Annotated in this window: 21 protein-coding genes; 8 read left to right on the forward strand and 13 right to left on the reverse strand. The window is 71.8% G+C overall.

The annotated features are described in order from the left end of the window. Positions 1 to 65: 65 nt before the first annotated feature. Entirely contained in the window at positions 66 to 1,253 is a 1,188-nt protein-coding gene (locus ACIF9R_RS14175; protein ID WP_399978862.1) for an ABC transporter substrate-binding protein, read from the forward strand. Continuing rightward, the gene (locus ACIF9R_RS14180; protein WP_399978865.1) at positions 1,250 to 1,990 is read left to right on the forward strand and encodes an SDR family NAD(P)-dependent oxidoreductase; all 741 of its coding nucleotides are present in this window, start codon (positions 1,250 to 1,252) and stop codon (positions 1,988 to 1,990) included. The genes ACIF9R_RS14175 and ACIF9R_RS14180 overlap by 4 nt, the downstream gene beginning before the upstream one ends. A 580-nt stretch (positions 1,991 to 2,570) precedes the next feature. On the opposite strand, the gene ACIF9R_RS14185 is transcribed toward ACIF9R_RS14180, so the two are convergent. The 6 genes from ACIF9R_RS14185 to ACIF9R_RS14210 all read right to left on the reverse strand — a co-directional run bounded on the left by ACIF9R_RS14185 (position 2,571) and on the right by ACIF9R_RS14210 (position 10,159). Continuing rightward, positions 2,571 to 3,761: an ABC transporter substrate-binding protein gene (locus tag ACIF9R_RS14185; protein WP_399978868.1), complete on the reverse strand. Its 1,191-nt coding sequence runs from the start codon at positions 3,759 to 3,761 to the stop codon at positions 2,571 to 2,573. 178 nt (positions 3,762 to 3,939) lie between these two features. Continuing rightward, the gene (locus ACIF9R_RS14190) at positions 3,940 to 5,907 is read right to left on the reverse strand and encodes an FAD-dependent oxidoreductase (protein WP_399978870.1); all 1,968 of its coding nucleotides are present in this window, start codon (positions 5,905 to 5,907) and stop codon (positions 3,940 to 3,942) included. Positions 5,908 to 5,967: 60 nt separating this feature from the next. Further along, complete coding sequence (locus ACIF9R_RS14195; RefSeq protein WP_399978873.1) at positions 5,968 to 7,968, reverse strand: thiamine pyrophosphate-dependent enzyme; 2,001 nt, start codon at positions 7,966 to 7,968, stop codon at positions 5,968 to 5,970. Positions 7,969 to 8,258: 290 nt separating this feature from the next. Further along, the gene (locus tag ACIF9R_RS14200) at positions 8,259 to 8,768 is read right to left on the reverse strand and encodes a MarR family winged helix-turn-helix transcriptional regulator (RefSeq protein ID WP_399978876.1); all 510 of its coding nucleotides are present in this window, start codon (positions 8,766 to 8,768) and stop codon (positions 8,259 to 8,261) included. Positions 8,769 to 8,789: 21 nt separating this feature from the next. Beyond that, positions 8,790 to 8,984 (reverse strand): ferredoxin, encoded by a 195-nt coding sequence (locus ACIF9R_RS14205; RefSeq protein ID WP_399978878.1) that lies wholly within the window; start codon positions 8,982 to 8,984, stop codon positions 8,790 to 8,792. Continuing rightward, complete coding sequence (locus ACIF9R_RS14210; protein WP_399978881.1) at positions 8,984 to 10,159, reverse strand: CaiB/BaiF CoA transferase family protein; 1,176 nt, start codon at positions 10,157 to 10,159, stop codon at positions 8,984 to 8,986. Before ACIF9R_RS14210 ends, ACIF9R_RS14205 begins: the two co-directional genes overlap by 1 nt. Positions 10,160 to 10,231: 72 nt before the next feature. Here ACIF9R_RS14210 and ACIF9R_RS14215 point away from each other — a divergent pair, with 72 nt between their 5' ends. Continuing rightward, the gene (locus ACIF9R_RS14215) at positions 10,232 to 11,353 is read left to right on the forward strand and encodes a hypothetical protein (protein WP_399978883.1); all 1,122 of its coding nucleotides are present in this window, start codon (positions 10,232 to 10,234) and stop codon (positions 11,351 to 11,353) included. A gap of 362 nt (positions 11,354 to 11,715) precedes the next feature. Here ACIF9R_RS14215 and ACIF9R_RS14220 read toward each other — a convergent pair whose 3' ends face one another. The 6 genes from ACIF9R_RS14220 to ACIF9R_RS14245 form a co-directional block, all read right to left on the reverse strand. After that, positions 11,716 to 12,132, reverse strand: a complete 417-nt coding sequence (locus tag ACIF9R_RS14220) for a TIGR03618 family F420-dependent PPOX class oxidoreductase (protein ID WP_399978886.1) — start codon at positions 12,130 to 12,132, stop codon at positions 11,716 to 11,718. Beyond that, positions 12,129 to 13,073, reverse strand: a complete 945-nt coding sequence (locus tag ACIF9R_RS14225) for a hydroxymethylglutaryl-CoA lyase (protein ID WP_399978889.1) — start codon at positions 13,071 to 13,073, stop codon at positions 12,129 to 12,131. The genes ACIF9R_RS14220 and ACIF9R_RS14225 overlap by 4 nt, the downstream gene beginning before the upstream one ends. Continuing rightward, entirely contained in the window at positions 13,070 to 15,085 is a 2,016-nt protein-coding gene (locus ACIF9R_RS14230; RefSeq protein WP_399978891.1) for an FAD-dependent oxidoreductase, read from the reverse strand. Before ACIF9R_RS14230 ends, ACIF9R_RS14225 begins: the two co-directional genes overlap by 4 nt. 12 nt (positions 15,086 to 15,097) lie before the next feature. Next, positions 15,098 to 17,161 carry an FAD-dependent oxidoreductase gene (locus ACIF9R_RS14235; protein ID WP_399978893.1) on the reverse strand — a complete coding sequence of 688 codons (2,064 nt, stop codon included), beginning with the start codon at positions 17,159 to 17,161 and terminating at the stop codon, positions 15,098 to 15,100. Between the two features lie 149 nt (positions 17,162 to 17,310). Continuing rightward, positions 17,311 to 18,831, reverse strand: coding sequence for a class I adenylate-forming enzyme family protein (locus tag ACIF9R_RS14240; RefSeq protein WP_399978895.1), 1,521 nt, complete (start codon positions 18,829 to 18,831; stop codon positions 17,311 to 17,313). A 151-nt stretch (positions 18,832 to 18,982) separates the two neighbouring features. After that, the gene (locus ACIF9R_RS14245) at positions 18,983 to 19,693 is read right to left on the reverse strand and encodes an EthD domain-containing protein (protein WP_399978897.1); all 711 of its coding nucleotides are present in this window, start codon (positions 19,691 to 19,693) and stop codon (positions 18,983 to 18,985) included. A gap of 149 nt (positions 19,694 to 19,842) precedes the next feature. Here ACIF9R_RS14245 and ACIF9R_RS14250 point away from each other — a divergent pair, with 149 nt between their 5' ends. Both ACIF9R_RS14250 and ACIF9R_RS14255 read left to right on the forward strand, forming a co-directional pair. Then, positions 19,843 to 20,406, forward strand: coding sequence for a VOC family protein (locus ACIF9R_RS14250; protein WP_399978899.1), 564 nt, complete (start codon positions 19,843 to 19,845; stop codon positions 20,404 to 20,406). 166 nt (positions 20,407 to 20,572) lie between these two features. Continuing rightward, positions 20,573 to 20,962: a hypothetical protein gene (locus ACIF9R_RS14255; protein ID WP_399978902.1), complete on the forward strand. Its 390-nt coding sequence runs from the start codon at positions 20,573 to 20,575 to the stop codon at positions 20,960 to 20,962. 118 nt (positions 20,963 to 21,080) lie between these two features. On the opposite strand, the gene ACIF9R_RS14260 is transcribed toward ACIF9R_RS14255, so the two are convergent. Next, the gene (locus tag ACIF9R_RS14260; RefSeq protein ID WP_399978905.1) at positions 21,081 to 21,728 is read right to left on the reverse strand and encodes a TetR/AcrR family transcriptional regulator; all 648 of its coding nucleotides are present in this window, start codon (positions 21,726 to 21,728) and stop codon (positions 21,081 to 21,083) included. A 179-nt stretch (positions 21,729 to 21,907) separates the two neighbouring features. Here ACIF9R_RS14260 and ACIF9R_RS14265 point away from each other — a divergent pair, with 179 nt between their 5' ends. From ACIF9R_RS14265 to ACIF9R_RS14275, 3 genes are read left to right on the forward strand one after another with little or no spacing between them, the layout of a single operon-like run. Beyond that, positions 21,908 to 23,176 (forward strand): multidrug effflux MFS transporter, encoded by a 1,269-nt coding sequence (locus ACIF9R_RS14265; protein ID WP_399978907.1) that lies wholly within the window; start codon positions 21,908 to 21,910, stop codon positions 23,174 to 23,176. A 40-nt stretch (positions 23,177 to 23,216) separates the two neighbouring features. Beyond that, entirely contained in the window at positions 23,217 to 23,816 is a 600-nt protein-coding gene (locus ACIF9R_RS14270) for an NADPH-dependent FMN reductase (RefSeq protein ID WP_399978910.1), read from the forward strand. Beyond that, positions 23,813 to 24,697: an LLM class F420-dependent oxidoreductase gene (locus ACIF9R_RS14275; RefSeq protein ID WP_399978912.1), complete on the forward strand. Its 885-nt coding sequence runs from the start codon at positions 23,813 to 23,815 to the stop codon at positions 24,695 to 24,697. Before ACIF9R_RS14270 ends, ACIF9R_RS14275 begins: the two co-directional genes overlap by 4 nt. The last annotated feature ends 52 nt before the right edge of the window (positions 24,698 to 24,749 follow it).

Below are 24,749 nucleotides of genomic sequence, written 5' to 3' on the forward strand. Positions count from 1 at the left end.
ATGTTTAACCTAACCGCGTTTCGTTATGCGTGGCAAGGACTCTCTCTCCTAGGGCAAGGACCCTCATGAAGCGACGTCTGTTCTCCACCTTCGCGGTATCCACTCTCGTCCTCGGTTCCGTGGCCGCGTGCGGCGGCTCCGAGGCGGATTCCGCCGCTGCCGACGAGGGCCCGATCAAGCTCATGTCGATCGGCTCCTTCGAAACGCCCGTCTTCTCGACCCCTCAGGTCGAGACGGCGCTGCGGGCGAAAATCGCCGACATCAACGGGAACGGCGGCATCGACGGACGTGAGGTCGAGCTCACGATCTGCAACGACAAGTTCGACCCCAATGAGGCCACCTCCTGTGCCCAGCGCGCCGTGTCGGGCGGCGTCCACGCCGTGATCGGCGGCGCCTCTCCCTTCTCGCCCCAGTTCCTCCCGGTCCTGGAGGCCGCGAAGATCCCGCTGGTGGCCGGCAGCGCCAGCTCGGGCGCGGCGGAACTGCAGAGCGAGATCTCCTTCCCCGTCAACGCGGGTGCACCCGGCATGTCGATCGGCACCGGGCGCCTCGCCGCCCAGGCCGGTTCCTCCACCGTCGTCATCGCCTCCGACAACGAGGGCTCGCAGACCGGCGCCGACCTGAGCATCCAGGGCGCCGAGTCGGCCGGCGCCAAAATGACCAAGGTCACCATGAAGCTGGGCGCCCCGGACGTCTCCGCGACCGTCGCCCGCGCCCTGCAGCTGAAGCCGGACGCCATCGCCCTGCAGGTCGTCACCGAGGACGCGCTGAAGGTGGTCAAGAGCCTGCGCCAGTCCGGTTACAAGGGCGCGATCACCGCTCCCGGCTCCCTCTTCCCGCCGGCCAGCCTGGAGGCGCTGGGTGACTTCGCCGAGGGCGTCCGCATGACCAGCCGGGTGGTGCCGCCCACGTCCACCGACATCCCCCAGGTCAAGGAGTTCCTGGCACAGATGAAGAAGGAGGACCCCAAGGCCCAGACCGACGATCTCGCCCTCAACGCCTGGACCGGCATGTACCTGCTGGCCGAGGTGCTCAAGGGCCATGAGATCACCGACGGCGCCTCCGTGATCGCGGCCTTCGACGCCGTCGACAAGCCGATCGAGCTCGGCACCGCCCCGGACTACACCGGCGTGCCCGCGACCCCGGACTCCAAGACCTACCCCCGGGTACCGGAGTTCGCCACCGTCGGCAGCGCCGTCAAGGACGGCAAGGTGGTCCGCGAGGGCGACTTCTTCAACCCGCTCGAGGCGTGACCGTGACCGTGAACACCGTCGTCGTCACCGGGGGCGCCAGTGGCATCGGCGCGGCCACCTGCCGGTACCTGACCGAACAGGGCTACCGGGTGGTCGTCGCCGATCTGCAGCGCGCGGAGGGTGAGCGGCTGGCAGCCGAGCTGGACGGCCTGTACGTCCACCACGACGTCGGGGATCCGAAGTCCTGGGACGCCCTGCTGACCGCGGCCGTGGACCGCCTAGGTCCGCTGTACGGCCTGGTGGCCGCCGCCGGCGTCAAGAGCGAGTACCTCCTGGAGAGCCCGCCCGACCCGGTCCTGTTCCACCGCACCGCCACGGTCAACCAGCTCGGAGTGATCCTCGGGGTCCAGATCATCGGCGCACACCTGCGCGAGCAGGGCCGGGGCTCCATCGTCAACATCGCCTCCGGCGCGGCGATGCCGCCGGCGCAGAGCCCGGACCTCGCCTATGTCAGCACGAAGTGGGGGGTGCGCGGGATCAGCCGGGTCGCCGCGCGCCGGCTCGCACCGCACGGTGTACGGGTCAACACGGTGCTGCCCGGGCTGGTGCGCACCCCGATGATCGCCGGCATCACGGAACGGGACCCCGAACGGGTCGCCTCCGTGGAGGCGGCGATCCCGATGGGCCGGATGGGCCGGCCGGAGGAGATCGCCCGGGCCGTCTACTTCTTCGTCTCCGAACTCGGCTCGTACGCCACCGGCGCCGAGCTGGTCGTCGACGGGGGGTCACTGGCCTGACGGGCCCGGCGCACCGAGGGGGCGGGCGGTCGACGGAACGCGGGACACCGGGGAGATCCCGGCAGCCCCGGTCCGTCGGCCGCACCGCCCCCTCGGTGTTCTCCGGCTCCGGCCGCCGGAGAACCCCCGACGGCGAAGGGATCACGCGGAACGCCTGGTCCCGCACACGGTGACGGACGGGACGGGGCCCGGGGAGATCCCCGGCCCGTCCCGTCCGTCACCAGTTGTGTTCCTCCGTCCCGCCCGGTGACGGCGCGGACGCGTGCCGTACGAGCCCGGCGCACGGCGGGCAGCACCCTCGGATGGCGCCTCCCCCATGCGCGGGGCTCGTCCGCCCCGCCAGACGTACCGCATCCCGGAGAACCACCCACCCGGACCCACTCCCGGCCCCGTCCGGGAAAGCCACATCGCCCGGACCGGTCCCCACCACCGACAGTGCGTCACCACTCCCCGCCCGCCGGCCGCCGTGTCCGTTCCGTCCTCCGGCCGTCACCGTCCGGGGCCGGATGAACAGCGCATGCGAACGGCCGGTGGCCACTGCGCCCACCGGCCGTCCGCCGTCATGTCCCGCCCCGCCGGGTCAGCCCTTCAGCGGGTCGAAGAACTCTCCGTCCGGGACGATCTTGCCGTCCTTGATGGTGCTCGGCATCACCTCGAACACCGCGACGCGCGGGAACTCCTTGTGCGGCGGCGTGCCACCGAGGCCCGGGTAGTCGGGGTAGATGCCGAACAGGTCCACCGGCTCGGCGATGTCCGAGAGGGCGTCTATGACCGACTGTCCGTCGGTGACCTTCTTGCCGCCCAGGATGCCGGGCAGGGCGCGCACGGAGAGCCAGCCGTTGAGGCTGATGTCGTCGATGGGCGCGTCGGCGTCGAGGGCGTGCACCTCCTTGTTGAACTGCGCGATCATCTTGTTCTCGGTGTACGCCGCCGGCAGGCCGCGCCCGGCGAGCACGATGCCCTCCGCCTTGTCGCCGAGCGCCTTGATCGAGGCCGGGTTGACGATCGACGCCGGGCCGGTGATGGGGCCCTTGAACCCGTTCTCGCGCAGGGCGGACACAATGCGTGTCGCGGTGTCGCCGGAGGCGGTGATGACGATCCCGTCGGGCTTCTGGTCGAGCACCTTGAGCGCGGTGGGGTTGTAGTCGGCCGCGGTGAGCGGGGCGACGACCTCGGTCGCGGAACCGCCGGCGCTCTTGATGCCCTTCTCGGCCTGCTTGACGGAGGCGCGGCTGGAGGCGTTGTCCGCGGGGACCACGACGACCTTCTCGCCGCCGCGCTCCGCGGCCAGCCGGCCGGCGGCGATGACGAAGGCGCTCGAGCCGGCGTTGATCGGGTAGAACGCGGCCTGCTCGCTCTCCGCGGTGCCGTCACCGCCACCGGGGCCGATGAACGGGATCTTCGCGGCCTCCAGGACGGGCGCGAGCGCGGCCGTGTGCGGTGTCATGCCGCCGACGACCGCCGCGACGCCCTCGCTGATCGCGCGCTGGGCGCAGGCCGTGGCCTCGTTGGGGTCGAACTTGTCGTTGCAGAAGGAGACCTTGAGCTTGCGGCCGTCGATCCCGCCCTCCTTGTTCACCGCGTCGACCGACGCCTGGATGGCGGTCTCCAGCTGGGGAATCGAGTACACGGAGCTCTCGAAGGAAGCGATCGACATGATCTTGATGGGGCCTTCGGCGCCCGCCGCGGAGGAGGCGTCGCCGCCCCCGCAGGCGGTGAGCGGAAGGCTCAGGGCGAGCGTCGCGGCGGCGATTTTCGCGGAACGGTGCATGACTGTCTCCTACGTGTTCAGGAAAAAAGGTGTGAAAGCGTTGGCCGCTCTCCCTCCGCGTTCGCGCGGCTGAAGGGTCGAGCGGGTTCCACGGATGTCGGACCGGTCCGGTCCGTGCGGGGTGGGCGGCCCGGGCCGCCGGGTCGCGGGCCGGGCCGGTCGTGTTCGGAAGGCGTACTCAGAAGGTCTGCGCCAGCAGGGTGGCCTCGCGGGTGGCGGTGGTGACGCCGCGAGGGGCGATCACGTCACCGCAGGTGTGCGCGGTGACGCCGAGTGCCTCGAGTTCGTGGACCAGCTCGTCCCGCGGCACGGTGTGCACCGCGGCCACGACGACGTCGATGCCGGTCAGCCGGCTCTCGACACCGTCGGGGTCGATGAGCGTGGCCGTTCCGTTCTCGAACGACCTCAGGTCCCTGAAGGTGGTCGCCGTGATGAGCGGCGACCGGCGGAAGATGTCCTGGTAGTCGAGCCGGTGGTTGTAACCGCTGTTGGTGACCAGCCGGTCGAACGGGGTGATGTAGACGACCTCATGGCCCTCCAGCGCCAGTTTCTCGACCGCCACACCGGCCGGGTTGTGACCGGTGCGGTCCACGACCAGCACCTTCGCCCCCTCGGGAAGGCCGTCCGCGATCGCGTCGTCGACCGTGACGATCCCCGGGCGGTCCAGGCCGTGGGCGGCCAGGTCGTGCGCGGCACCGGTGGCCACCACGACCTCGTCGACGTCCGCCGCCCGGATGTCGGCCGCGGTGAGCCGGCGTCCGTACTCGACCTCGACGCCCTCGTGCCGCAGCTCGCCCACCAGGTGGTCGACGGTGCCGAACGCTTCGGTGGCCCGGGTGCCGAGGAGGGTGCGCAGCCGGCCGCCCGGCCGGTCGGTCGCCTCGACGATCCGCACCTCGTGCCCCCGTTTGGCGGCCACCTCGGCGGCCTGGAGACCGGCGACGCCTGCGCCCACGACGAGGACGCGCTTGCGCCGCGTCGGCGCGGGGACGGCGGCGAACCGTGCCTCACGGCCGAATTCGGGGTTGTGCCAGCACTGCACGACCTTGCCGTCCACACGCCGGCTGTTGCACTCGGCGACCCGCACACAGGTGCGGATGCGGTCCTCGTCCCCGCGCAGGATCTTCACGCCCATGTCCGGGTCGGAGAGGAAGCCGCGGGTCATGCCGATCAGGTCGCACATCCCGTCGGCCAGCGCCTGCTCGGCCATGTCCGGGTCGACGATGCCGCCCACTCCCACCACCGGCACCCGGGCGCCGATCGCGTCCCGCAGGCCCCTGGCCAGTTCCAGGTCGTAGCCCTTGGGGTAGCGGAAGGAGGCAACCGAGGGCTGGGAGTACGCCGGCGCCTTGGTGCCGATGGAGAGGTTCATGAAGTCGATGTGGCCGGTGTCCACCAGGCGCCTCGCGACGTCCTGGAGTTCCTCGGGGGTGAGACCGTTCTCGTCCTCGCGCAGATGGTCGTCGGCGGTCATCCGCCAGCCCAGGATCTTGTCGTCGCCGAGTCCCGAGCGGACCGCCTCGAGCACCGCGGTCGAGAAGGCCAGCTGCTCGCCCCACTCGTCGTCGCGGCCGTTTCCCCAGGGACTGTAGGACTGTTGCAGGAGGTAGCCGTGGGCGCCGTGCAGTTCGAGCCCGTCCAGGCCGGCCTCGCGGAACACCTCGGCCAGCCGGCCGAAGGCGTCGACCGTCAGCTGCACCTCGGCGGCGGTCATCCGGTGCGCGGCTTCGCCGTACTCGTCCTGGCCGCCGTTGAACGACCACTCCGCCCTTTCCTCGAGGAGCACGTGCGAGCCGATCTGGCGGCCGAAGTTCACCACCTGCGGAGCGACCAGTGCACCCTCCTCGTGCACGGCGTCGGCCAGCCGCTTGAGCCGGTCCACCACCGGCCACGGCCAGTCGTGGAAGGGCTCGACATTGACGGGCTGGGCGATGAGCAGGGCGGCGCCGCCCCTGGCCCGGCGGCGGCAGTAGTCGACGTAGGTCGTCTCGTCGCCCGCCGGGTGCCAGGGGGCCATGATGCTGTGGCCCGTGGTGATCATGCGGTTGCGCAGTACGTTGCCGCGGATGGTCACCGGACTGAGCAGACGGGCGTACTTCCCGTCCGTGCGGGGTGACGTCGGCGCGGCGGCCGGGCTGTTCGTCATACGTCTCTCCTGTCGCAATGCCCGCCGTGCCGGAGGGCCGGTACGGCCCGCCCGGCCGGCCTAGACGGCGAGGATTCTGCGGATCGCGGCTTCGATGTCGCGCTGCCCGACCACCCACTGCTTCTCCAGGGCGGGGGCATAGGGTGCGGGGCTGAAAGGCGCCCCCACACGCACCACGGGGGCGTCAAGGGTCCAGAACCCCTCGTCGACGGCCCGGGCCGCGATCTCCGCGCCGATACCGAAGTCGAGGACGGCCTCGTGCGCGATCACCAGCCGATTGGTCTTCGCGAGGGAGCCCAGGACGGTCTCCCAGTCGATGGGGGCCACGGTGCGCAGGTCCACGACCTCGACCGAGATGCCCTCGGCGGCCAGCGACTCGGCGACGGCGAGGCTCTCGCGCACCATGCGCGACACGCTGACGACGGTCACATCGGTGCCCTCGCGGAGCACCTTCGCCTTGCCGATCGGGACGACGTGGTCGGGCGAGAACCCCGGGCCGGACTTCTCGTAGAGGAGACGGTGCTCGATGACGACCACCGGGCCGTCCTCGTGGATGGCGCTGCGCAGCAGTCCGTAGGCGTCGGCCGGGGTCGAGGGCATCACGACCTGGAGGCCGGGGATGTGCGCGAGGAGCGCCTCGATCGCCTGGGAGTGCTGGGCGCCCGAGGAGCGTCCGGCGCCGAACTGGGTACGGATGGTGAGCGGCACGCTCACCTTGCCGCCGGTCATGTAGCGCAGTTTGGCGGCCTGGTTCATGATCTGGTCCAGGCAGACGGCGACGAAGTCGGAGTACATGATCTCCACCACCGGCCGCATGCCCGCCATGGCGGCGCCCACGCCCGCACCGATGATGGCGCTCTCGGCGATCGGGGTGTCGCGCACCCGGCCCGGGAAGTCCGCGGCCAGGCCACGGGTCAGGCCGAAGACGTTGCCGCCCTCACCGACGTCGATGCCGGCCACGAAGACCGACGGGTCGTGCTCCAGTTCGTGCCGCAGGGCGGCCTTGACCGCGCGGCTGTAGCGGACCGGTTCGGCGTCGGCGGGCAGCGCGGGCTCGGTGACGGTCCTGGCGGGCGGACGGATGTACGCGAAGAGGTCGGCGGCCGACGGTTCGGGTCCGGCCTTCGCGGCGGACTCGGCCCGCTCGATCTCCTCGGTCACCGACGCGTGCACGGCCGCGATGTCGGCGTCGCTCGCGCCGCCCGCCCGCAGCCTCTCCTCGGCGAGCAGGATCGGGTCGCGCTCGGCCCAGGCCGCCGCGAGCTCCTTGTCGCGGTACTTCAGCGGGTCGCCCTCGTAGTGGCCGCGCGCGCGGAACGTCACGGCCTCGACGAACGCCGGGCCCTCGCCGCGGCGTACCGCCGCCACGATGTCCTCCATGGCGTCCGCCACTTCCGTCACGTCGTTGCCGTCGAGACGGTGGAAGGACATGCCGTAGGCGGCGGCACGCGCCTCCATGAGGCCGGGTGCCTTCAGATGGGTGCTGGAGAACTCGGAGAACTGGTTGTTCTCACAGAGCAGGATCAGCGGCAGCCGCCAGTCGCCGGCGAGGGTGGCGCCCTCGTGGAAGGCGCCGGTGCTGGTGGCGCCGTCGCCGAAGTAGCTGACGGCGACCTTGCCGTCGCGCCGCAGCAGTGCGGCGGTGGCGGCTCCGGCCGCGATCGGCACTCCGGCGCCGACGATGCCGTTGGCACCGAAGATGCCCAGGGCCGGGTCGGCGATGTGCATGGAGCCGCCGCGGCCGTGGTTGGTACCGGTCTCCCGGCCGAAGAGTTCGGCGAAGGCGCCGGTGAGGTCGAGGCCCTTGGCCAGGACGTGTCCGTGCCCCCGGTGGGTGGAGGTGATGACGTCGTCGGGCCGCAGGGCCGCGGCGGTCCCGACGGGCACCGCCTCCTGGCCGACCGAAAGGTGCACGAACCCGCGGATCACACCGTCGCGGTAGAGCGCGGCGGCGCGGTCCTCGAACATCCGGATGCGCAGCATCTCGCGGTGGAGGTGGGCCAGGTCCGTCCGGTGTCCGGGGCTCGGGTGCGAACGGAGTTTCTCCTGGACGTGTGTCATCGTGCTCCCTGTCCTCGCGGGGATCGAATCGCGGTGTCCGTCCGTTGCGGACCGCAGTCGCGATCGGGCTCACTGTGGCACAGGGCGAGGGAATTAAACAAGCATTGATTGGTTACTGGTGTGCGCGGATTTCGGCGGGCTTTTCCGACATGCGCGCGACAGTCGCTCCCACCGGCTCGCACACGGGCCCGCGTGGCGGCCTGAGCCGGCCCGGCCGGGCCACGCGTCACCACACGAGCCGGGCGGCCGAGCCACGCGTCATCGCGTGAGCCGAGCCGCCGAGCCCCGCGTCACGGCGTGGGCTGGTCGGCCAGGCGCGTCAGGAGGCTGCCGAGCTGCCGCTGCTCCTCGGGAGAGAGCACGGCGAACCAGGCCCTGTCCCGCTCGGCCTGGGCGCGCAGGCCCTCCAGGAGCCGGGAGGCGCCCTCGTCGGTGAGCGAGACGAGCACCTGGCGGCGGTCGCTCTCGCTGCGGTCGCGGCGGATCAGCCCGTCGCGTTCCAGGGTGTTCAAAACGGCCGAGGTGGCGGCCCGCGAGGCCCCGGACAGCCGGGTGAGCTGCCGGGCCTCAAGAGGTCCGGCAGCCCAGAGCAGGTTCATGAAGCGGAACCCGGCCCAGCTCCAGCCCAGCCTGCGGTGCACCGACTCGGCGTCCTGGCCGAGCCGGTTGAAGAACTTGGTCAGGTCGAAGACCAGGTCGGTGCGGTCGGCGGCGTCGGGCGGGATCGTGTCCTGCTCGACGAGCCGGGCCCGCAGGATGTCGCGGAAGGTGGGCTGCGCCTGACCGTGAGGGGAGTTCACGCCGAGAAGGATAGAGCCCACTCAGTCCTCGATGCGGATGGCCTGTTCGGGGCAGGCCAGGGCCGCGGTCTCGGCGTCCCGGCGCTGGTCGCCGGTGAGTTCGCCGACGACGGTCTCGGCGTAGCCGCCGGCGTCGAGGTCGAAGACGTCGGGCGCCATCATCGCGCACTGGCCGTGGCCCACGCACTTGCTCGTGTCGATCACTGCTCTGGTCATCACTGCTCCTTCGTCGTGTCCTGTGGTGCGGGGCCTGCGCTCACCACGCCCGTCTCGACCAGCCGGCCGGCGTCGAGCCCGAGCGAGGTGAGGATGTCGTGGCTGTGCTGTCCCGGCAGGGGCGGCGGGGTCGGGTCGTGCGGCTCCGAGCCCGAGAAACGAGGTGCCGTGCCGGCCTGGAGGACCCCGTCGCGCCTGCGCAGCGACCGCCGGGACCGGATGTGGGGGTGGTCGGCGGCCTCGGTGAGGCCGAGGACCGGGGTCACGCAGCAGTCGGTCTGTTCGAACTCCGCCGCCCACGCGTCGCGGGTGCGGGTGGCGAAGACCGCGGCCATCCGGCGGCGCAGCTCCGGCCAGCGCGACTCGTCTAGTTGCTGACGCGGATCGTCGTCGAGACCGAGCCGGCGCAGCAGTTCGGCGTAGAACTTGCCCTCGCCCGCGCCGACCGCGACGTACCCGCCGTCGGCGCACTCGTAGACGGAGTAGAAGGGCGCGCCGCCGTCGAGGACGTTCACCCCGCGACGGTCCTGCCACATACCCCCGGCGTACATCGCGTGGGTGCTGGAGAGCAGGTGGGAGACGCCGTCGACGATCGCGGCGTCGACGACCTGACCGGCGCCGGTGGCCGCGGCCTCCCGCAGGGCGGCGAGGAGGCCGATGACGAGGTAGGTGGCGCCGCCGCCGAAGTCGCCCACGTAGTTGACCGGGATCTGCGGCGGCCCGCCGGCGCTGCCGATGCCGTGCAGGGCTCCGGTGAGGGCGATGTAGTTGATGTCGTGGCCCGCGGTCGCGGACAGCGGGCCCTCCTGGCCCCAGCCGGTCATCCTGGCGTACACCAGCCTGGGGTTGCGGGCCAGGCACACGTCCGGGCCGAGCCCGAGCCGTTCGGCGACGCCGGGGCGGAAGGGATCGGTCAGCGCGTCCGACCGCTCGACGAGCCGGAGGACGATCTCCACCGCCTCGGGCTTCTTCAGGTCCAGGGCGAGGGACCGCTTGCCGCGGTTGAGCAGGTCGAACCTCGGCTCGGCAGCCGCCTCGACACCGCCGTGCGCGGCCCGCGCCCGGTCGACGCGGATCACGTCCGCGCCGAGGTCGGCCATCAGCATGGTGGCGAAGGCACTCGGGCCGAGACCACCGAGTTCGACGATCGACAACCCGCTCAGCGGTCCTGGCATGGTTCCTCCTGCGGTCTGCACCGATGCGGGGGATCAGTGGCACCGACAGCGTAAACCAATTAACGTATGGTTATGAAGTCCTCCCCTACCGCCCTCGTCGTCGGCGGCACCGGTCCGAGCGGGCCGCACCTCCTCACGGGCCTGCTGGAGCGCGGGTACGAGGTCGAGATCCTCCACCGCGGGGTCCACGAACCGCCGGAGCTGCCCGACGTCCGCCACCTCCACGCCGATCCGCACTTCCGCGAGACCCTCGACGCGGCGATCGGCGACCGCACCTGGGACGTCGTCCTGGCCGCCTACGGACGGCTCAGGGCGGTCGCGCAGGCGTTCGCCGGTAGGTGCGGGCAGTTCATCGGGGTCGGCGGCGTCCCCGTGTACCGCGGCTTCTTCGAGCCGGAGGCCACCCGGCCCTACGGCATGCGGCTGCTCGCCCGCGAGGACGGCACCCTCGCCGATGCCCATGAGCCCGTGGCGCCCTTCGCCGCGAAGATGGTGGCCGCCGAGCGGGAGGTGTTCCGGCTCGGCGCCGAGGGCGCGTACGCCGCCACGATGGTCCGTTACTCCCAGATCTACGGGCCGCGCAACATCGTGCCGTGGGAGTGGGCCGTCATGAAGCGGATCGCGGACGGCCGACGCCGGATGATCCTTCCCGACGCCGGACTGTGGATCGTGACCCGGTGCGCCGCCCGCAACGCCGCCGAGGTGCTGCTGTCCGCGGTCGGCAACCCGGCCGCCGCGGGCGAGGCGTTCAACGTCGCCGACGACGACCAGCAGACCACGCGTCAGTGGGCGGAGAGCATCGCCATGCTGCTCGGCGCGGAGCTGGAGTTCGTCGGCATCCCGTCGGAACTCGCCCCCTCCGCCATGGGTGAGCTGCTCTCCCCCACGGCCCGCCCGCACGTCCTCGTCGATGCCTCGCGCGCCAAGCGGCTGCTGGGCTACCGCGAGGTCGTCACGGCCGCCGACGCCCTCGCCGAGACCGTCGCCTGGCTGACCGCGAACCCGGTCACCGCCGAGGCCTATCCGACCTACAACGCCCGGTTCGACTACGCCATGGAGGACCGGCTGCTGACCGCCTGGGACCAGGCGCGTGATCTCGTCCGCCGCCAGGCACCGGACACTCCCGTCGACATGGCGCACGCGATGCCGCACCCCAGGGTGCCGTCGCTGGAGGCGGACGCCCGCGGTCGCTGACCGGAGCGCGTCCGGTCAGCCGCCGGAGACCTGTACGAAGCCGGCCCGGAACCCGGGCCGGCTTCGTCCGTGGGTCCGTCCCCCGGGCGGCGTCCGGCAGACCTCGCCCGGAGAGCGTGGACAGGAACCGCCCGGGGCGGCGACGAACCGCAGGGCCCGGAACCGGGCGCCTGGACAGGTCCCACCCGGTGGCCCGGCAGCGGACGGGCGGGACGTCCGCCCCGGCCGTCCACCGGCCCGCGCGCCGTGGTGACGCCCTGGCGTGGATGCGCACCGAAGCGCCACGCACGAGAACCGGGCCCCTGGTGACGCGGCACGACACCGCCTCACCAGGAACCCGGTACACGCCCGGCGGGGCGCTCTCAGCGGGGCGTCAGGTCCGTCGCGACGATCCGCCGGGGGTGGAAGGTGACCTTGCTGCGGGTCTGGCCCGGCGCGTCGAGGTCGTGGAAGTCGTGGCCGTACTTGGCCCCGGCCTCGGCCGCGAACGAGAAGTCGGCGTCGGGTTCGAGCGCGACGTCCGCGCGGATCTCCAGCGTCCGGAACCTGTTCTCCGGGTCGATGACGAACAGCGTGGCCAGCGGGGTCCTGCGCAGGTTGCGGGCCTTCTGCCGGCTGTCGTTGAGCGAGATGCGGAAGAGTCCGTCGCTCTCGTCGTAGTGGAACGCGATCGCGGTGACCTGGGGGACCCCGCCCGGGCCGATCGTGGACAGGGTGGCGGTCAACGCCCTGGTCAGGTCGAGGTGACTGGACGGGACCCGGGGCCTCTCGGACGTCATGACGCCTCCTTCTGCGGGAAGCCGCCCGCCTTGGACACCATCGAGGGGACCTCCTTGCCCAGCTTCCCGCCGATGAACGCGGCGGCGTCGGCCAGGGCCGGGAGGGACAGCCCGGTGGTGACACCCGAACGGTCGAGCGTGTAGACGAGGTCCTCGGTGGCGATGTTGCCTGTCGCCCGCGGCGCGAAGGGGCAGCCGCCGATACCGCCGATGCTGGAGTCGAGGATGTTCACCCCCAGGTCCAGGGCCGTCACGGCGTTCGCGTAGCCGGTGTTGCGGGTGTTGTGGAAGTGCGCGCGCAGCGGTACGTCGGTCAACGCACGGGCGGCGGCGAAGAGTTCACGCACCTGACGCGGCACACCCACCCCGATGGTGTCGGCCAGCGCGATCTCACGGGCGCCGGCGGCCGAGGCCCGCGCGACGAGGGAGGCGACCGTGTCGGGCGCCACCTCGCCCTCGAAGGGGCAGCCGAACGCGGTCGCGATCGTCACCGACGCCGGCATCCCGGCCGAGCCGGCGAGTTCGAGGACCTCCTCCACCATGGCGGCGAGGGTGTCGGTGCCGGCGTTCTGGTTGCGGCGGTTGAAGGAGTCGCTGGCGGCGACGACCAGGTTGATCTCGTCGACGCCGGAGTCCATGGCACGCAGGAAGCCGCGCCGGTTGAGCACCAGGCCGATGTACGAGACGTCGTCGCGCCGGGGTACCCGCTCCATCACCTTCTCGGCGTCGGCCATCTGCGGCACGGCGTCCGGGCGGACGAAGGACACGGCCTCCATCCGGCGCACCCCGGCCGCGATCGCCAGCTCGATGAAGCGGACCTTGTCCTCGGTCGCGAGGAGGGTCGCCTCGTTCTGCAGCCCGTCCCGGGGGCCGACCTCGACCACCTGGACCTGCCCGGCCGCCTGCTGCGGCGTCCTCGTCGTGCCCGACGGCTTCGTCATGTCCTCGCCTCCGCTGTCGCGCTCCGCGCCTGATGTGCCGTGCGGCAGAGCTCCTCGATCCGTGTCGCCGCCAGATAGCCCTCCCGCACGGCGGTCCGGTAGGACCTCGGGAGGACCGCGTCGCCGACGTACTCCACCGGAACCCCCAGCTCCGCGCCCCAGGAGGGCCGGGACGGCGCCGCGCGGGTCACCATCACCACCAGGTGCGCCCCGTGTGTGGACACCGTGTGTCCGAGGAGGTCCTCGACGTCGGCGGAGGCCGGGGTGACCGCGACGACCATCGACAGCGGCAGCGCCGTGAAGCGGCCGTGGGCGCGCAGCCGGCCGAGCGCCGTCGCCGGGCGTCCGGTCGCCTCCGCCGGCAGTCCGACCGAGGCGAACGGCGTGACGAAGGTGACGTGCGCGCCCGCCTCGAGAAGCAGTTCGGCCACGCCGAGCGCCTCGTACTCACCGATCTCGTCGACCACGACCGCCGTCGCGGGGACGGTGGTCAGTGTGAGCACGTCCCGTGAGGACACCACGTGCGGCAGGTCCGCGCCCGCCACGGACGCACCGGGCCGCGCCGTCTGGCGGACACCCGGCCGCGGCACCGATCCGGTGGCCGCGACAACCACGTCGGGCGCGGTGGCGAGCACCGCCGCCGCGTCCGCCCGGGTGCCGAGCCGTAGGTCGACGCCCGCGCCGCGCACCTCCCGTTCGGACCAGGCGATCGCGTCGAGCATGCCCGGCGCGTTCGGCATGGCCCGCGCCGCACGGCGGGCGAGGCCGCCCAGCTCCTCCGACTCCTCGAAGAGCGTCACGGTGTGCCCGGCCAGGGCGGCGGCCCGGGCGGCCTCGAGACCGGCCGGGCCGCCGCCGACGACGGTGACCCGGCGGGCCCGCCGGGTGGGGAACGGCAGTTCGGTCGTGGTGCCGGCGCCGGGCAGGGCCGGGTTGACGGCACACCGGATCGATCCCTCGGTGATGATCGAGCGCTGGCACTCGTTGCAGCCGATGCAGGGCCGCACCCGGGCGGTACGGCCGGACGTGGTCTTGACGACCAGTTCGGGGTCGGCGATATGGGCCCGGGTCATGCCGACCAGGTCCGCGGCGCCCGAGGCGATCACCTCGTCGGCCTGCTCCAGGGTGCGGTAACGACCGGTGACCAGGGTGGGCAAGGTCAGGCCGCGCGAGGGCAGTTCGTTCCAGGGCAGTTCGTAGCCGGCCGGCCGCTCCATGCCGCCGGTCATCAGCGGGAAGGCCTCCGGGGTCCGGCCGCCGAGGGAGAACCCGACGAAGTCGACCAGGTCCCGCTCCTGCAGGGCCCGGCCGATGGCGAGCATGGCCTCGGAGTCGATGCCGCCCGGACCGATGTCCGCGCTCAGCCGTACGCCCAGCACGAATCCCGGCCGGGTGGTGGCCCGCATGGCCTCCAGGATCTCGGCGAGGAAACGCAGCCGGTTGCCGAAGCTCCCGCCGTAGCGGTCCTCGCGCCGGTTGTAGAGTGGCGAGAGGAAGTGGTTGACCAGGTAGTGGTGGGCTCCGTGCACCTCGCAGCCGTCCAGCCCGGCCTCCGACATCACCTGCGCGGCGTGCACGAAGGCGTCCTGGATCTCCTCGATCTCGGCGTGTGTCATGGCCCGGGCCGGGGCCCCGTTGAGACCGTCGTTGTCGGAGGCGGAGAACGCCGGACGGCCGTCGGGCAGCGGCGGGGAGGCAGCCCCGCCGTGGTTGGCCTGCCCGATCAGCACGGCCCCCTCCGCGTGCACGGCGGCGGCGAGCCTGGCCAGCCCCGGCCCGACGTCGTCCCGGTAGAGCCGGTACGACGCGGGCCGGTAGGTCGGGTGGACGGCGCCGGCCTCGGTGATCAGCAGGCCGACACCGCCGCGGGCCCGGGCGGTCAGGTACTCGACGAGGGTGTCGGAGACCAGTCCGTCCTCGGCGTAGCCGGTCATGTGGGCCGTGGTGGCGACCCGGTTGCGGAGCGTCAGCGGCCCCAGACGCAGCGGTGAGAGTACGTGCTCGAGTGCCATGATGCCCTTTCCTCAGACGGAGCTTCCGCCGGAGTAGCGCACCCACGTCGCGCGCTGCCAGCCCTCCTCGAACCGGGCCGCCGCGAGCGAGCCCTCGGTGATCGCGGGTTCCAGGGTGCGCGGGCCGAGCGCGTCGCCGATGACGTACAGCTCGGGGATGTCCTCCAGCTGGGCCGTGAGGGCGTTGTCGGGGACCGCGCCGGACATGAACACGAAGGTGTTCACCTCCAGCTCCTGGATGCGGTGCGGGGCGGCGATCGGGGCGACGGTGGCCCTGCCCGGTTCGACGGCGTGCACGAGGGTGCGGGTGTGCAGCTCGTAGTCGCCCTTGAACAGTTCCTCGGCGTGCGGGCCGGCGGCGTAGTCGTAGGCCACCGGAATGTTGGCGGCGAGGTTCGAGAAGCGGGTCACGTGGTGCACCCGGTGGCCCGCGAGGACGAGGGCGTCGGCGACGTCGATGCCCTCGTAGTGTCCGAGTTCGTCGACGAGAAGCACCGGACCGGTGATCTCGGCGCCGTTCAGCACGTCCCAGCCGGTCAGCACGTCGACGCCGGCCAGACCCGCCGGGGCCTTTCCGGGCCGCCAGGCCTGGAAGCCGTCGCGGCGGGGCGTGGCGCCGGTGGCGACGACGACCCGGTCGGCGCCGACGGCGTCCACGGCCTCACGGGACTCGAGCGCGCTGTTCAGCACGACCTCGACGCCGAGGCGGGCGAGCTCCGACTCGAAGTAGGGCAGCAGGTCGGCGACGTCGGAACGGGTCGGGGACTTCTCGATCAGCTTGAGCTGGCCGCCCAGTCGGTCGGACCCCTCGTGCAGGACGACCCGGTGACCGGCCAGCGCGCAGGAGCGGGCGGCCTCCATGCCGGCCGGGCCGCCGCCGATGACCAGGACGGTGCGGCGGCGCGGGCTGATGGTGAGTACGTGGTCGCCGCGCCTGCTCTCGTGGCCGCAGGCGGGGTTGACGACGCAGCCCATCAGGCCGCGGCTGGTGAGGCCGCCGGCGCAGGCCTGGTTGCAGGAGATGCAGGGGCGGATCTCCGCGGTGCGTCCCTCCCGCGTCTTCTTGACGATGTGCGGGTCGGCGATGAGCGCGCGCACCATGGAGACCATGTCGGCCTCTCCGTTGCGCAGGATCTCCTCCGCGTCGTGCAGGGACAGGATCCGGCCGGTGACCATGGTGGGCAGCGCGGCCCGCTTGGTGATCTCCCCGGTGGCCTGCTCGACCATGTAGTTGCGTGGTTCGCGGGTGACGCCGATCAGCTTGGAGCGCCGGTAGTGGCTGCCGTAGGAGACGTTCAGGTAGTCGACCAGACCGTCCTCTTCCTCCAGCCACTCGATCACCTGCCGGACGTCGTCGGCGGTGGTCATGCCGTCGACGCCGTCGGGCGAGAGCCGTACCCCGACGACGAAGTCGGGGCCGACCCGGTCACGGACCGCGCGCAGCGCCTCGAAGAGGATCCGCGCACGGTTCTCCAGGGTTCCGCCGTACTCGTCGGTGCGGTGGTTCGTGGCCGGAGCGAGGAAGGAGCTGAAGAGGTAGCTGTGCCCACCGTGGATCTCGACGCCGTCGAGACCGGCCTGCCGGACGCGGCCCGCCGCGGCGGCGAAGCCCTCGATCACCTCGTCGATCATGTTCTTGGTCATCGGGTGCGGCACCAGGCCCAGGACCGGGTCCGCCACCGCGGAGGCGGCCCAGGGGGCGGAACCGTCGTGCGCGTAGAGCGTCGGGCCGCCGTGCATCAGCTGCTGGAACAGCTTCATGCCCTCGGCCCGCACGGACGACGCCAGGTCGGCGAGGCCTTCGACGATGTCGTCGTTGGTCAGGTCCAGGAAGCCCGGGGAGCTCCAGTGGACCTGGCCGCCCTCGCCGAAGCTGAGCGCGACACCGCCCCTGGCCCGCTCCATGTGGTACGCCTTCAGGGTCTCCGTCACCGGGCCACGGGCGAACCCGGTACCGTGCGCGGACCGGACGATGCGGTTGCGCAACGTGACGTTCTTGATCGTGAGTGGCTTCCAGACCAGGTCCAGTTCCCGCTCGGCCTGCTCGGCCTGCTTGTGCAGATGCGTGGCGCTCACGTACGTCCCTCTCGTGCCGGGTCCTGCTGTGGTGTGGTGCGTGGGATTCCTGCGGTGTGTGCGGTTCCTGTGGTGCCTGGCGATCGTCCGGGGTCCTGCGGCCGGAGACCGCGCCCGGTGTGCGGAGTCCTGCGGACGCCGGCCGGGAGTCAGCCGAGCATGTCGCGCAGCACGTTCTTCTGGATCTTGCCGGTGACGTTGCGGGGGAAGTCTTCGACGACGACGACCTTCACGGGCACCTTGTACTTGGCCAGACGCGTCGCCACGTGGGCGATCAGGCCGGACTCGTCCACCGTGCGGCCCGCCTCGGGGACCACCACGGCGTAGCCGACCTCTCCCCACTTCTCGTGCGGCACTCCGACGACCGCCGCGTCCTGCACGTCGCGATGGCTGACGATCACCCGCTCGACCTCGGCGCAGAAGACGTTCTCGCCCCCGGACTTGTACATGTCCTTGAAGCGTCCCCGCAGGGCGACGAATCCGTCCTCGTCGATCGAGACGGCGTCACCGCTCTTGAACCAGCCCTCGGCGGTCGCCTCGTCGTTCTCGGGTTCGCGGCGCCAGTATCCGGGGGAGATCGCGGGGCCACGGACCCATGCCTCGCCGATCTCGCCCGGCGCGACGTCCTCGAGCGTGACGGGGTCGACGACGCGCATCTGGACGTGCTGGACGGGCATTCCGACGGTGTGCGCCTTCGCCGCCCGCGACGCCTTCGGCATCAGGGTCATGCTGGGCCCCATCTCGGTGGCACCCCAGCCGGCCTGCAGTTCGAGGCCTCGCTCGCTGAAGTAGGCACCTACATCGGCCGGGATCGCGCCACCGCCGACCATGCCGGCCCGGATGTGGGAGAAGTCCGCCGAGTCGGAGGCGTTCTCCATCACCATCCGGTACATCACCGGCGCGGCGTTGAAGTGGGTGAACCCGTGGCTGCTGTCGCCGAGCAGTTCGGCGGCCCGGGCCGGGTCGAAGCGGCGCATGACGCTGATCCGCCCGCCGGCCATGAGCGTCGGGTTGACGATCGCGTTGAGGCCGGCCGCGTGGAAGAGCGGCAGTGCGCTGAGGTAGCGGGCGGGCGGGCCGCCGATCGCCATCTCGTGCTGGACGTTCAGCGCGTGCCAGGCCAGCCCGCCGAGCGTGATGAGAGCGCCCTTCGGCAGGCCGGTGGTGCCGGAGGTGTAGAGGATCTGGGCGGTCTGGTCGCCCAGATACGGGCCGGTGCCCGCCATCGGAGCCGCCCCGTCCATGAGGACGTCGATGTCGTTGCGGACGTCGGTGCCCTCCCAGCCCGCCAGTGGCACGCCGGACTTCTTGCCGAGCGTGGTGGCGGTGTCCTGCCACGTCCCGTCGTGCAGGAGCAGTGCGAGGTCCGCGTCCTCGCAGAGCACGGCGATCTCGTCGACCGTCAGCCGCCAGTTGAACGGGACATAGACCGCGCCGGTGCGGATGCAGGCGAACTGCAGGGCCAGGACCCTCCAGTCGTCGTCCGCGATCAGCCCTACCCGGTCACCGCGCTCGATACCGAGGTCGACCAGGACCGAACTGAGCCGGGCGACCCGGTCCTCGAACTGGCTCCAGGTGAGCTGCCGGCCGGAGTCGATGCCGTCTACCGCGATCTCGGGCCCGTGGCGGCGCGCGTTGTAAGAGACCCAGTCCGTCAAATGAGTGACCACTCGTGCTCCCTAGCTGGTGATCGAAGTGGGGTGCGGCATCCCGCCGCCAAATGCCTCGGTCACGTGGCCGAACGTGGGCGAAAACCTAACAGCATCTGGTTATGGGGTCAACGGTCGTGACGACACTTCCGCCGCCGAGGGAATCCGCAGGTCAGACGACCCGGTTCTCCCGCACCACCAGGCAGAACACCTCGAACGGCAGGAGCGCGGGATCGCTCGCCACCTCCTGCGCGACCCGGGTGGCCGGAGCGGCGGAAGGGAACCAGACCTCCAGCAGACCGTCGTACGGCCGTCGGGTTTCCGCGCCCCGCGGCGAGAGCCCCGGGTCGACGTCCAGCGCCGTGCTCCAGCGACGGCCGAGAGCCGCATCCGCGCCCGGTACGGCCTCCAGGGCCCCGGCCAGCGCCCGGCCGGCCTCTTCATCGGCGTCGTCCACGCGGGTGAACACCATCAACGTGCGCCCCCCGGGCACCGGGGCGGGCGCCGCGCCGAAGCAGTGCTCCAGCAGGACCGCCGCCATGCCGGCCCGGTCGGTGAACCGCTCCTCGTCCGGCACGGCACGGCCGAGGTAGTCCGGGTGTGCCCTGAGTGTCCCGATGGCCGCGAGGTCCGGGAAGGAGGCCAGCGGCACACCGTCGTACGCCCAGGTGGGCGGGCGGTCCGCGGGCTGCTCCCCGGGGATCGCGTGGCCCTGCGTATATCCGGTCATGCCCGGCAGCCCGCGGGCGATCACCGCATGCTCCTCGCGCCAGTGACGGGAGAATTCGGCCCAGTCGAGGCCCTCGCGCCGACGCACGGGCGCCACGGATCTGATCACGGACGTGGTGGTACCGGCCGGATCGGCCGTCATCTGGTCAGACATGGGCAGATGGTTACGTGACCCGCGATATACGTCAAGGCTTCAACAAGCAGTGTTCATACGTCAACCCTTTGACAATCATCGTTGGGTGAGTCACTGTGGAAGGGCACCCCCCGGTTCCGGGAAGGGTCTTCGACCAACGAGGAGGGGCCGTGATTCACCACCTGGCCATCACCCCGAAGAACTTCGACGTGTCGCACAGGTTCTACACCGAGGTCATGGGCTTCGAGCTCGTGAAGATCGTCAAGCGTCAGGCCATGGGCGGATCCAAGGCCGGCTGGACGAAGCACGTGTTCTACGAGACCGCCAAGGGCTCCGGCTCGTACTTCGTGCTCTGGGACCTCCACCTGAACGGTGTCGAGCTGCCCGAGGACTGGGACCCCTCGATCTCCGTCGGGCTCGGTCTGCCCTGGTGGATCAACCACATCGCCTTCGAGGTCAAGGACCTCACCGAGCTGGAGCAGAAGAAGCAGCACTGGCTGTCGTGCGGCCAGAAGGTGAGCGAGGTCGTCCACGAGTTCATCACGTCGATCTACACCCGGGACCCGGACGGCAACATGGTCGAGTTCACGACCAACACCCGCCCGCTGAACGACGACGACAAGGCCGAGGCCCTGGAACTGCTCGCCGACGACGAGCCCGCCTCCATGCCCGACTACCCGGGGGTCGTCTACCTCCCGGACGGACGCATCATCGAGGCCCCGTCCTCGGAGTGACACCGGCCGGCCGCCTCCGTCGTCCGGGTGCGGCTCCGCGCCGCACTCCGGCGACGGCGCCCGGCAGCGCCCCCCGCCGGCCGGTGGGGGGCGCGTTCCCCCCAGCACCTTGCAGATTCATCCCCCGCCCCCTGCCGCGGGGCACCACACACGAGAGGTCAGGCTCATGGGCTGGTCGATGTACACCGCCAGGTTCGGAGCGACGAGGCCGGCCTTCCTGCCCGCCGTGGCGGATCCCGAGGCCGTCACCGCGTCCGTGCGTGCGGGCCTGGACTGGATGTACCCCGACGTCGTGATCACCGCCGACACCGCCACGGTGCGCCTGTCCATGAACGCGCCCTCCGCCGAGGCGGCGCTCGCGCATCTGCGCGGCAGCTACAAGTCGGCCCTCTACACCGCGGGCGTGTGGCGGGTCGGCAACTGGCCGCTGCACCTGCTCACCGTCGAGGCCGGTCTGCCCCCCGGGGTCGGGGCCCCGCCCGGCTCCGCCACGGAGCCCGCCGCAGCGGTGCGGGACCGGCACCGCGACCGGGACAGCCTCCATCTTGTCGGCTGACGTCCCCGGGACGTACGGCGTGGACGGCACGCCCAGGGGGCCAGGCCGCGCACACGCCGCCGCGCGCACGGCGGGTCCATCTGCCCGTGCCCCGCTCCCCCGCCGGCTCTCCGGACGCTCAGGCCCCGGCGAGCCGCTCGGCCGCGAGCCGCGTCTCCTTCAGCTGTATCGTGCTCTCGATCATCGAGAGCATCGAGGAGGCCATCAGCTGGAAGAGCTCCTCGGAGCTCATGCCCCGCGCCTCGAGGGCCGCGTCCAGCGACGGGGTGGCGTCGTCACCGTTCTCCTCCTTCTCGGAACCGGACATACCGGTTTCCTGGAGTGCGCTGGTGATCGCCATCAGTTCCAGGCCCTCCATCAGAGGGACGATCATCGGCAGCGGGACGCCCTCGTCCTGCAGCCGCCGCACACTCGCCTCCACCTCCGTCAGACCGATACCCAGCGGCGCGCGGCGCAGCATCACCGGGATCAGCTCCGGGTGCGAGATCAGGGCCTGGCGGGTGCGGTACGCGTTGAGCGGAAGCCAGACCCTCCAGTTCTCGTTCTGGGTGCGCGGGGCCGCGACATCGGCCAGCGCGAGCTGGGTGACGCCGACCAGGATCTCGTCCTTGTTGCGGAAGTGGTGGTACAACGAAGCGCCGTTGACCTTGAGCGCCTCACCCAGGCGCCGGATGCTCAACGCCTCGAGACCCTCGTTGTCGACGATCTCGAGCGCCGCCTCGAGCGCCTTCCGGCGCGAGATCAGCGGGACCTTCGGTCGGGCCATGGGGGCTCTCCTCGTCTCCGGGCTCCACGTCCTCCTGCACTTTAATCCATCATCGTTCGCCTGTTGACCACCGGTCGCGACGGACCTCGCGGTCCTCTCCGGTCGGGTTCCACCCCCAACTCCCCAGGCCCCGTGCGTTTCCGGCCGTGATCCCCCCGTACGGAGAGGACCGTGTCCCCGTGACCGACGACAACACCACCCCCTCGGTGAGGGCTCTTCCCGGCCCGGACCCGGCGCCTGTCGCGGCTCCCTCGGCGGCGGGCTCGACCCGTGTGCTGGTGGTCGTCGCGCTGCTGATGTCGATATCGCCCTTCACGATGGACATGTACCTCCCGGCCATGCCCGAGATGGCCCGCGACCTGGACACGGAGCCGTCGCGGATCCAGCTCTCCCTCACCGGTGTGCTGGTGGGGCTGGCCCTGGGCCAGCTGGTCGCCGGACCGCTCGCCGATGTGTTCGGCCGCCGCCGCCCGGTGCTGGTGGGGCTCACCGGCCACATCGTCGCCTCGCTGCTGTGCTTCGCCGTGCGTGACCCGTATCTGCTCGCCGGTACCCGGCTGCTGCAGGGCCTGTCCTGCGCGGCGGTCGCGGTCGTGTCGATGGCCACCGTGCGCGACCTGTTCGCGGGGGCGGGCTACGCGCGGGTCATGTCGCGGATGTTCCTCGTGATCGGCGTGGCCCCGGCCCTCGCGCCCACCATCGGCGGCGGTGTGCTCACGGTCGCCGAGTGGCCGTTCATCTTCCTGGCGCTCGCCGCTCTCGGCGCGGTGCTGCTCGTGCTGGCCGCGACCTCGCTCCCCGAGACCCTTCCTCCCGAGCGGCGTGGCCGGCCCACCTTCCGGGCCGCCCGCGCGTCGTACCGGGAGCTGCTGGGCGACCGGACGTACCTCGCGCTGATCCTGGTCGGGGGGCTGATGTTCTCGACGCTGTTCAGCTACGTGTCGGGGGCGTCGTTCGTCCTGCAGGACCGGTTCGGGCTGAGCGAGCAGCAGTTCGGCCTGCTCTTCGCCGCCAACGCGATCGGCCTCACGGTGCTCGCCCAGGTGAACCCGTTGCTCATCCGGCGCTTCGGGCCGGCGAACGTGCTCACCTGCGCCACCCTGCTCGGGCTGTTCAGCTCGGCGCTGCTGGTGCCGCTGCTGGCCTTCGGCGAGACGCCCCTGGGCGCCGTCGTCGCGGTGCTCGCGCTATCGGTCGCCGGGTACGGGCTGAGCATGCCGAACAGTCAGGCGCTGGCGCTGAACGGGCAGGGCCACCGGGCGGGCACGGCGGCCGCGCTCATGGGGTTCACTCAGTTCTCCGTCGGTAGTCTCGTGGCACCCGTCGTGGGCCTGGGAGGGGCCGACGGCACCGCGATGGCCGGCGCCATGCTGACGGCCACGGCCTGCGCGGCGGCCGTGATGCTGCGTGTCGTCCGGCGGGACCCGGAGGCGATGGCCGTCCGCTGATCCTTGCCAGCTTGAACCAACCGCTGTTAGTTTATTGGGCATGCCTGAACACGCGCTCGACGAACGACCGCTGGTCGTCGGCATCGGTGGCACGGTACGGGGTGAGTCCAGCTCCGAGGCGGGACTCCGCTCCGCGCTCGCGGCGGCCGAGGCCGCCGGTGCCCGCACGCTCTGCCTGACCGCCCACGACATCGCGCTGCCCTTCTACGAGCAGCGCGTCCCGCGCTCGCCCCAGGCGGTGAGCCTGGTGGAGGCGCTCCGCTCGGCCGACGGCCTGGTCGTGTCGAGCCCCGGCTACCACGGATCCGTCTCGGGCCTGGTCAAGAACGCCCTGGACTACGCCGAGGACCTCTCCGGCGACCCGCGCCCCTACCTCGACGGGATTCCGGTCGGCTGTATCGGTGTCGCCTACGGCAAGCAGGCCGCCGTGGCAGTGATCGACCAGTTGCGCACGGTCGCCCACGCGCTGCGCGGCTTCCCGACGCCGTACGGCGCGGCGGTCGTCGCCCAGCGCGGCGCCTTCCGCGCGGGCCGGTGCGTGGACCCGGGGCTGGACGAGCAGTTCGCCCGGGTCGGGGCCCAGGTGGCGGCGTTCGCCGGCGCGGTCCGGACCGCCGCCGCGTTCGAACCCGTCGCATGAGCGTCCGCCCGCTGCGTGCCCCGGGGCGGTCCTTCGGGATCTGGGCCGGTGCGTTCCGCCTCGACGACCGCGCGCTCGTCGCCGACGCGGCCGCGGCCCTGGAGGACATGGGCTACGCGGCGCTGTGGTACCCGGGCGGCCTGCGCCGTACGTTCGAGACGGCCGCCGTGCTGCTGGAGGCCACCTCGCGGGCGGTCGTCGCGACCGGCATCGCCAACATCTGGGTCAATCCGCCCACGGAGTCCGCGGAGGCGTTCGCCCGCCTCGACGCCGCGCACCCCGGACGGTTCCTGCTGGGCCTCGGGGCGAGTCACGGTCCGATGGTCGAACGGTCCGGTCTCGGCCGGTACGAACGGCCGCTGGCCAAGATGCGCGGCTACCTCGACGAGCTGGACGCCTCGGCCACCCCGGTGCCACCGGAGGACCGGATCATCGGCGCCCTGGGCCCGAAGATGCTCGCCCTGTCCGCGGAACGCTCCCTCGGCACGCATCCGTACCTGGTCACACCCGAGCACACAGCCCGGATCCGCGCGGCCGTCGGCGCCGGCGCCCGGGTGATGCCGGAGCAAGGGGTCGTGCTCGACTCCGATCCGGTGTCGGCCCGCGCCACCGCGCGAGAGGCGCTCGCGATGTACTTGGGGCTGCCCAACTACGTGAACAACTGGCTGCGTCTGGGCTTCACCGAGGACGATGTGGCCGACGGCGGCAGCGACCGCCTGGTCGACGCCCTGTTCGCCTGGGGAACCCCCGAACAGATCGCCGCCCGGGTCCGCGCCCACCATGACGCCGGCGCGGACCACGTGTGCCTGCAGATCCTCGGGCCTCCGGGCGAACTGCCGCTGGCCACGGCGCGCGTCCTGGCCGCGGCCCTGCTCGGCTGAGACACAGGCCGGACCCCTTCGTCGCGGAAGGGGTCCGGCCTGACCGTCCCGT

This window comes from Streptomyces sp. NPDC086080 (assembly GCF_044540255.1).
In the GTDB taxonomy this organism is placed as follows: Bacteria; Actinomycetota; Actinomycetes; order Streptomycetales; family Streptomycetaceae; genus Streptomyces.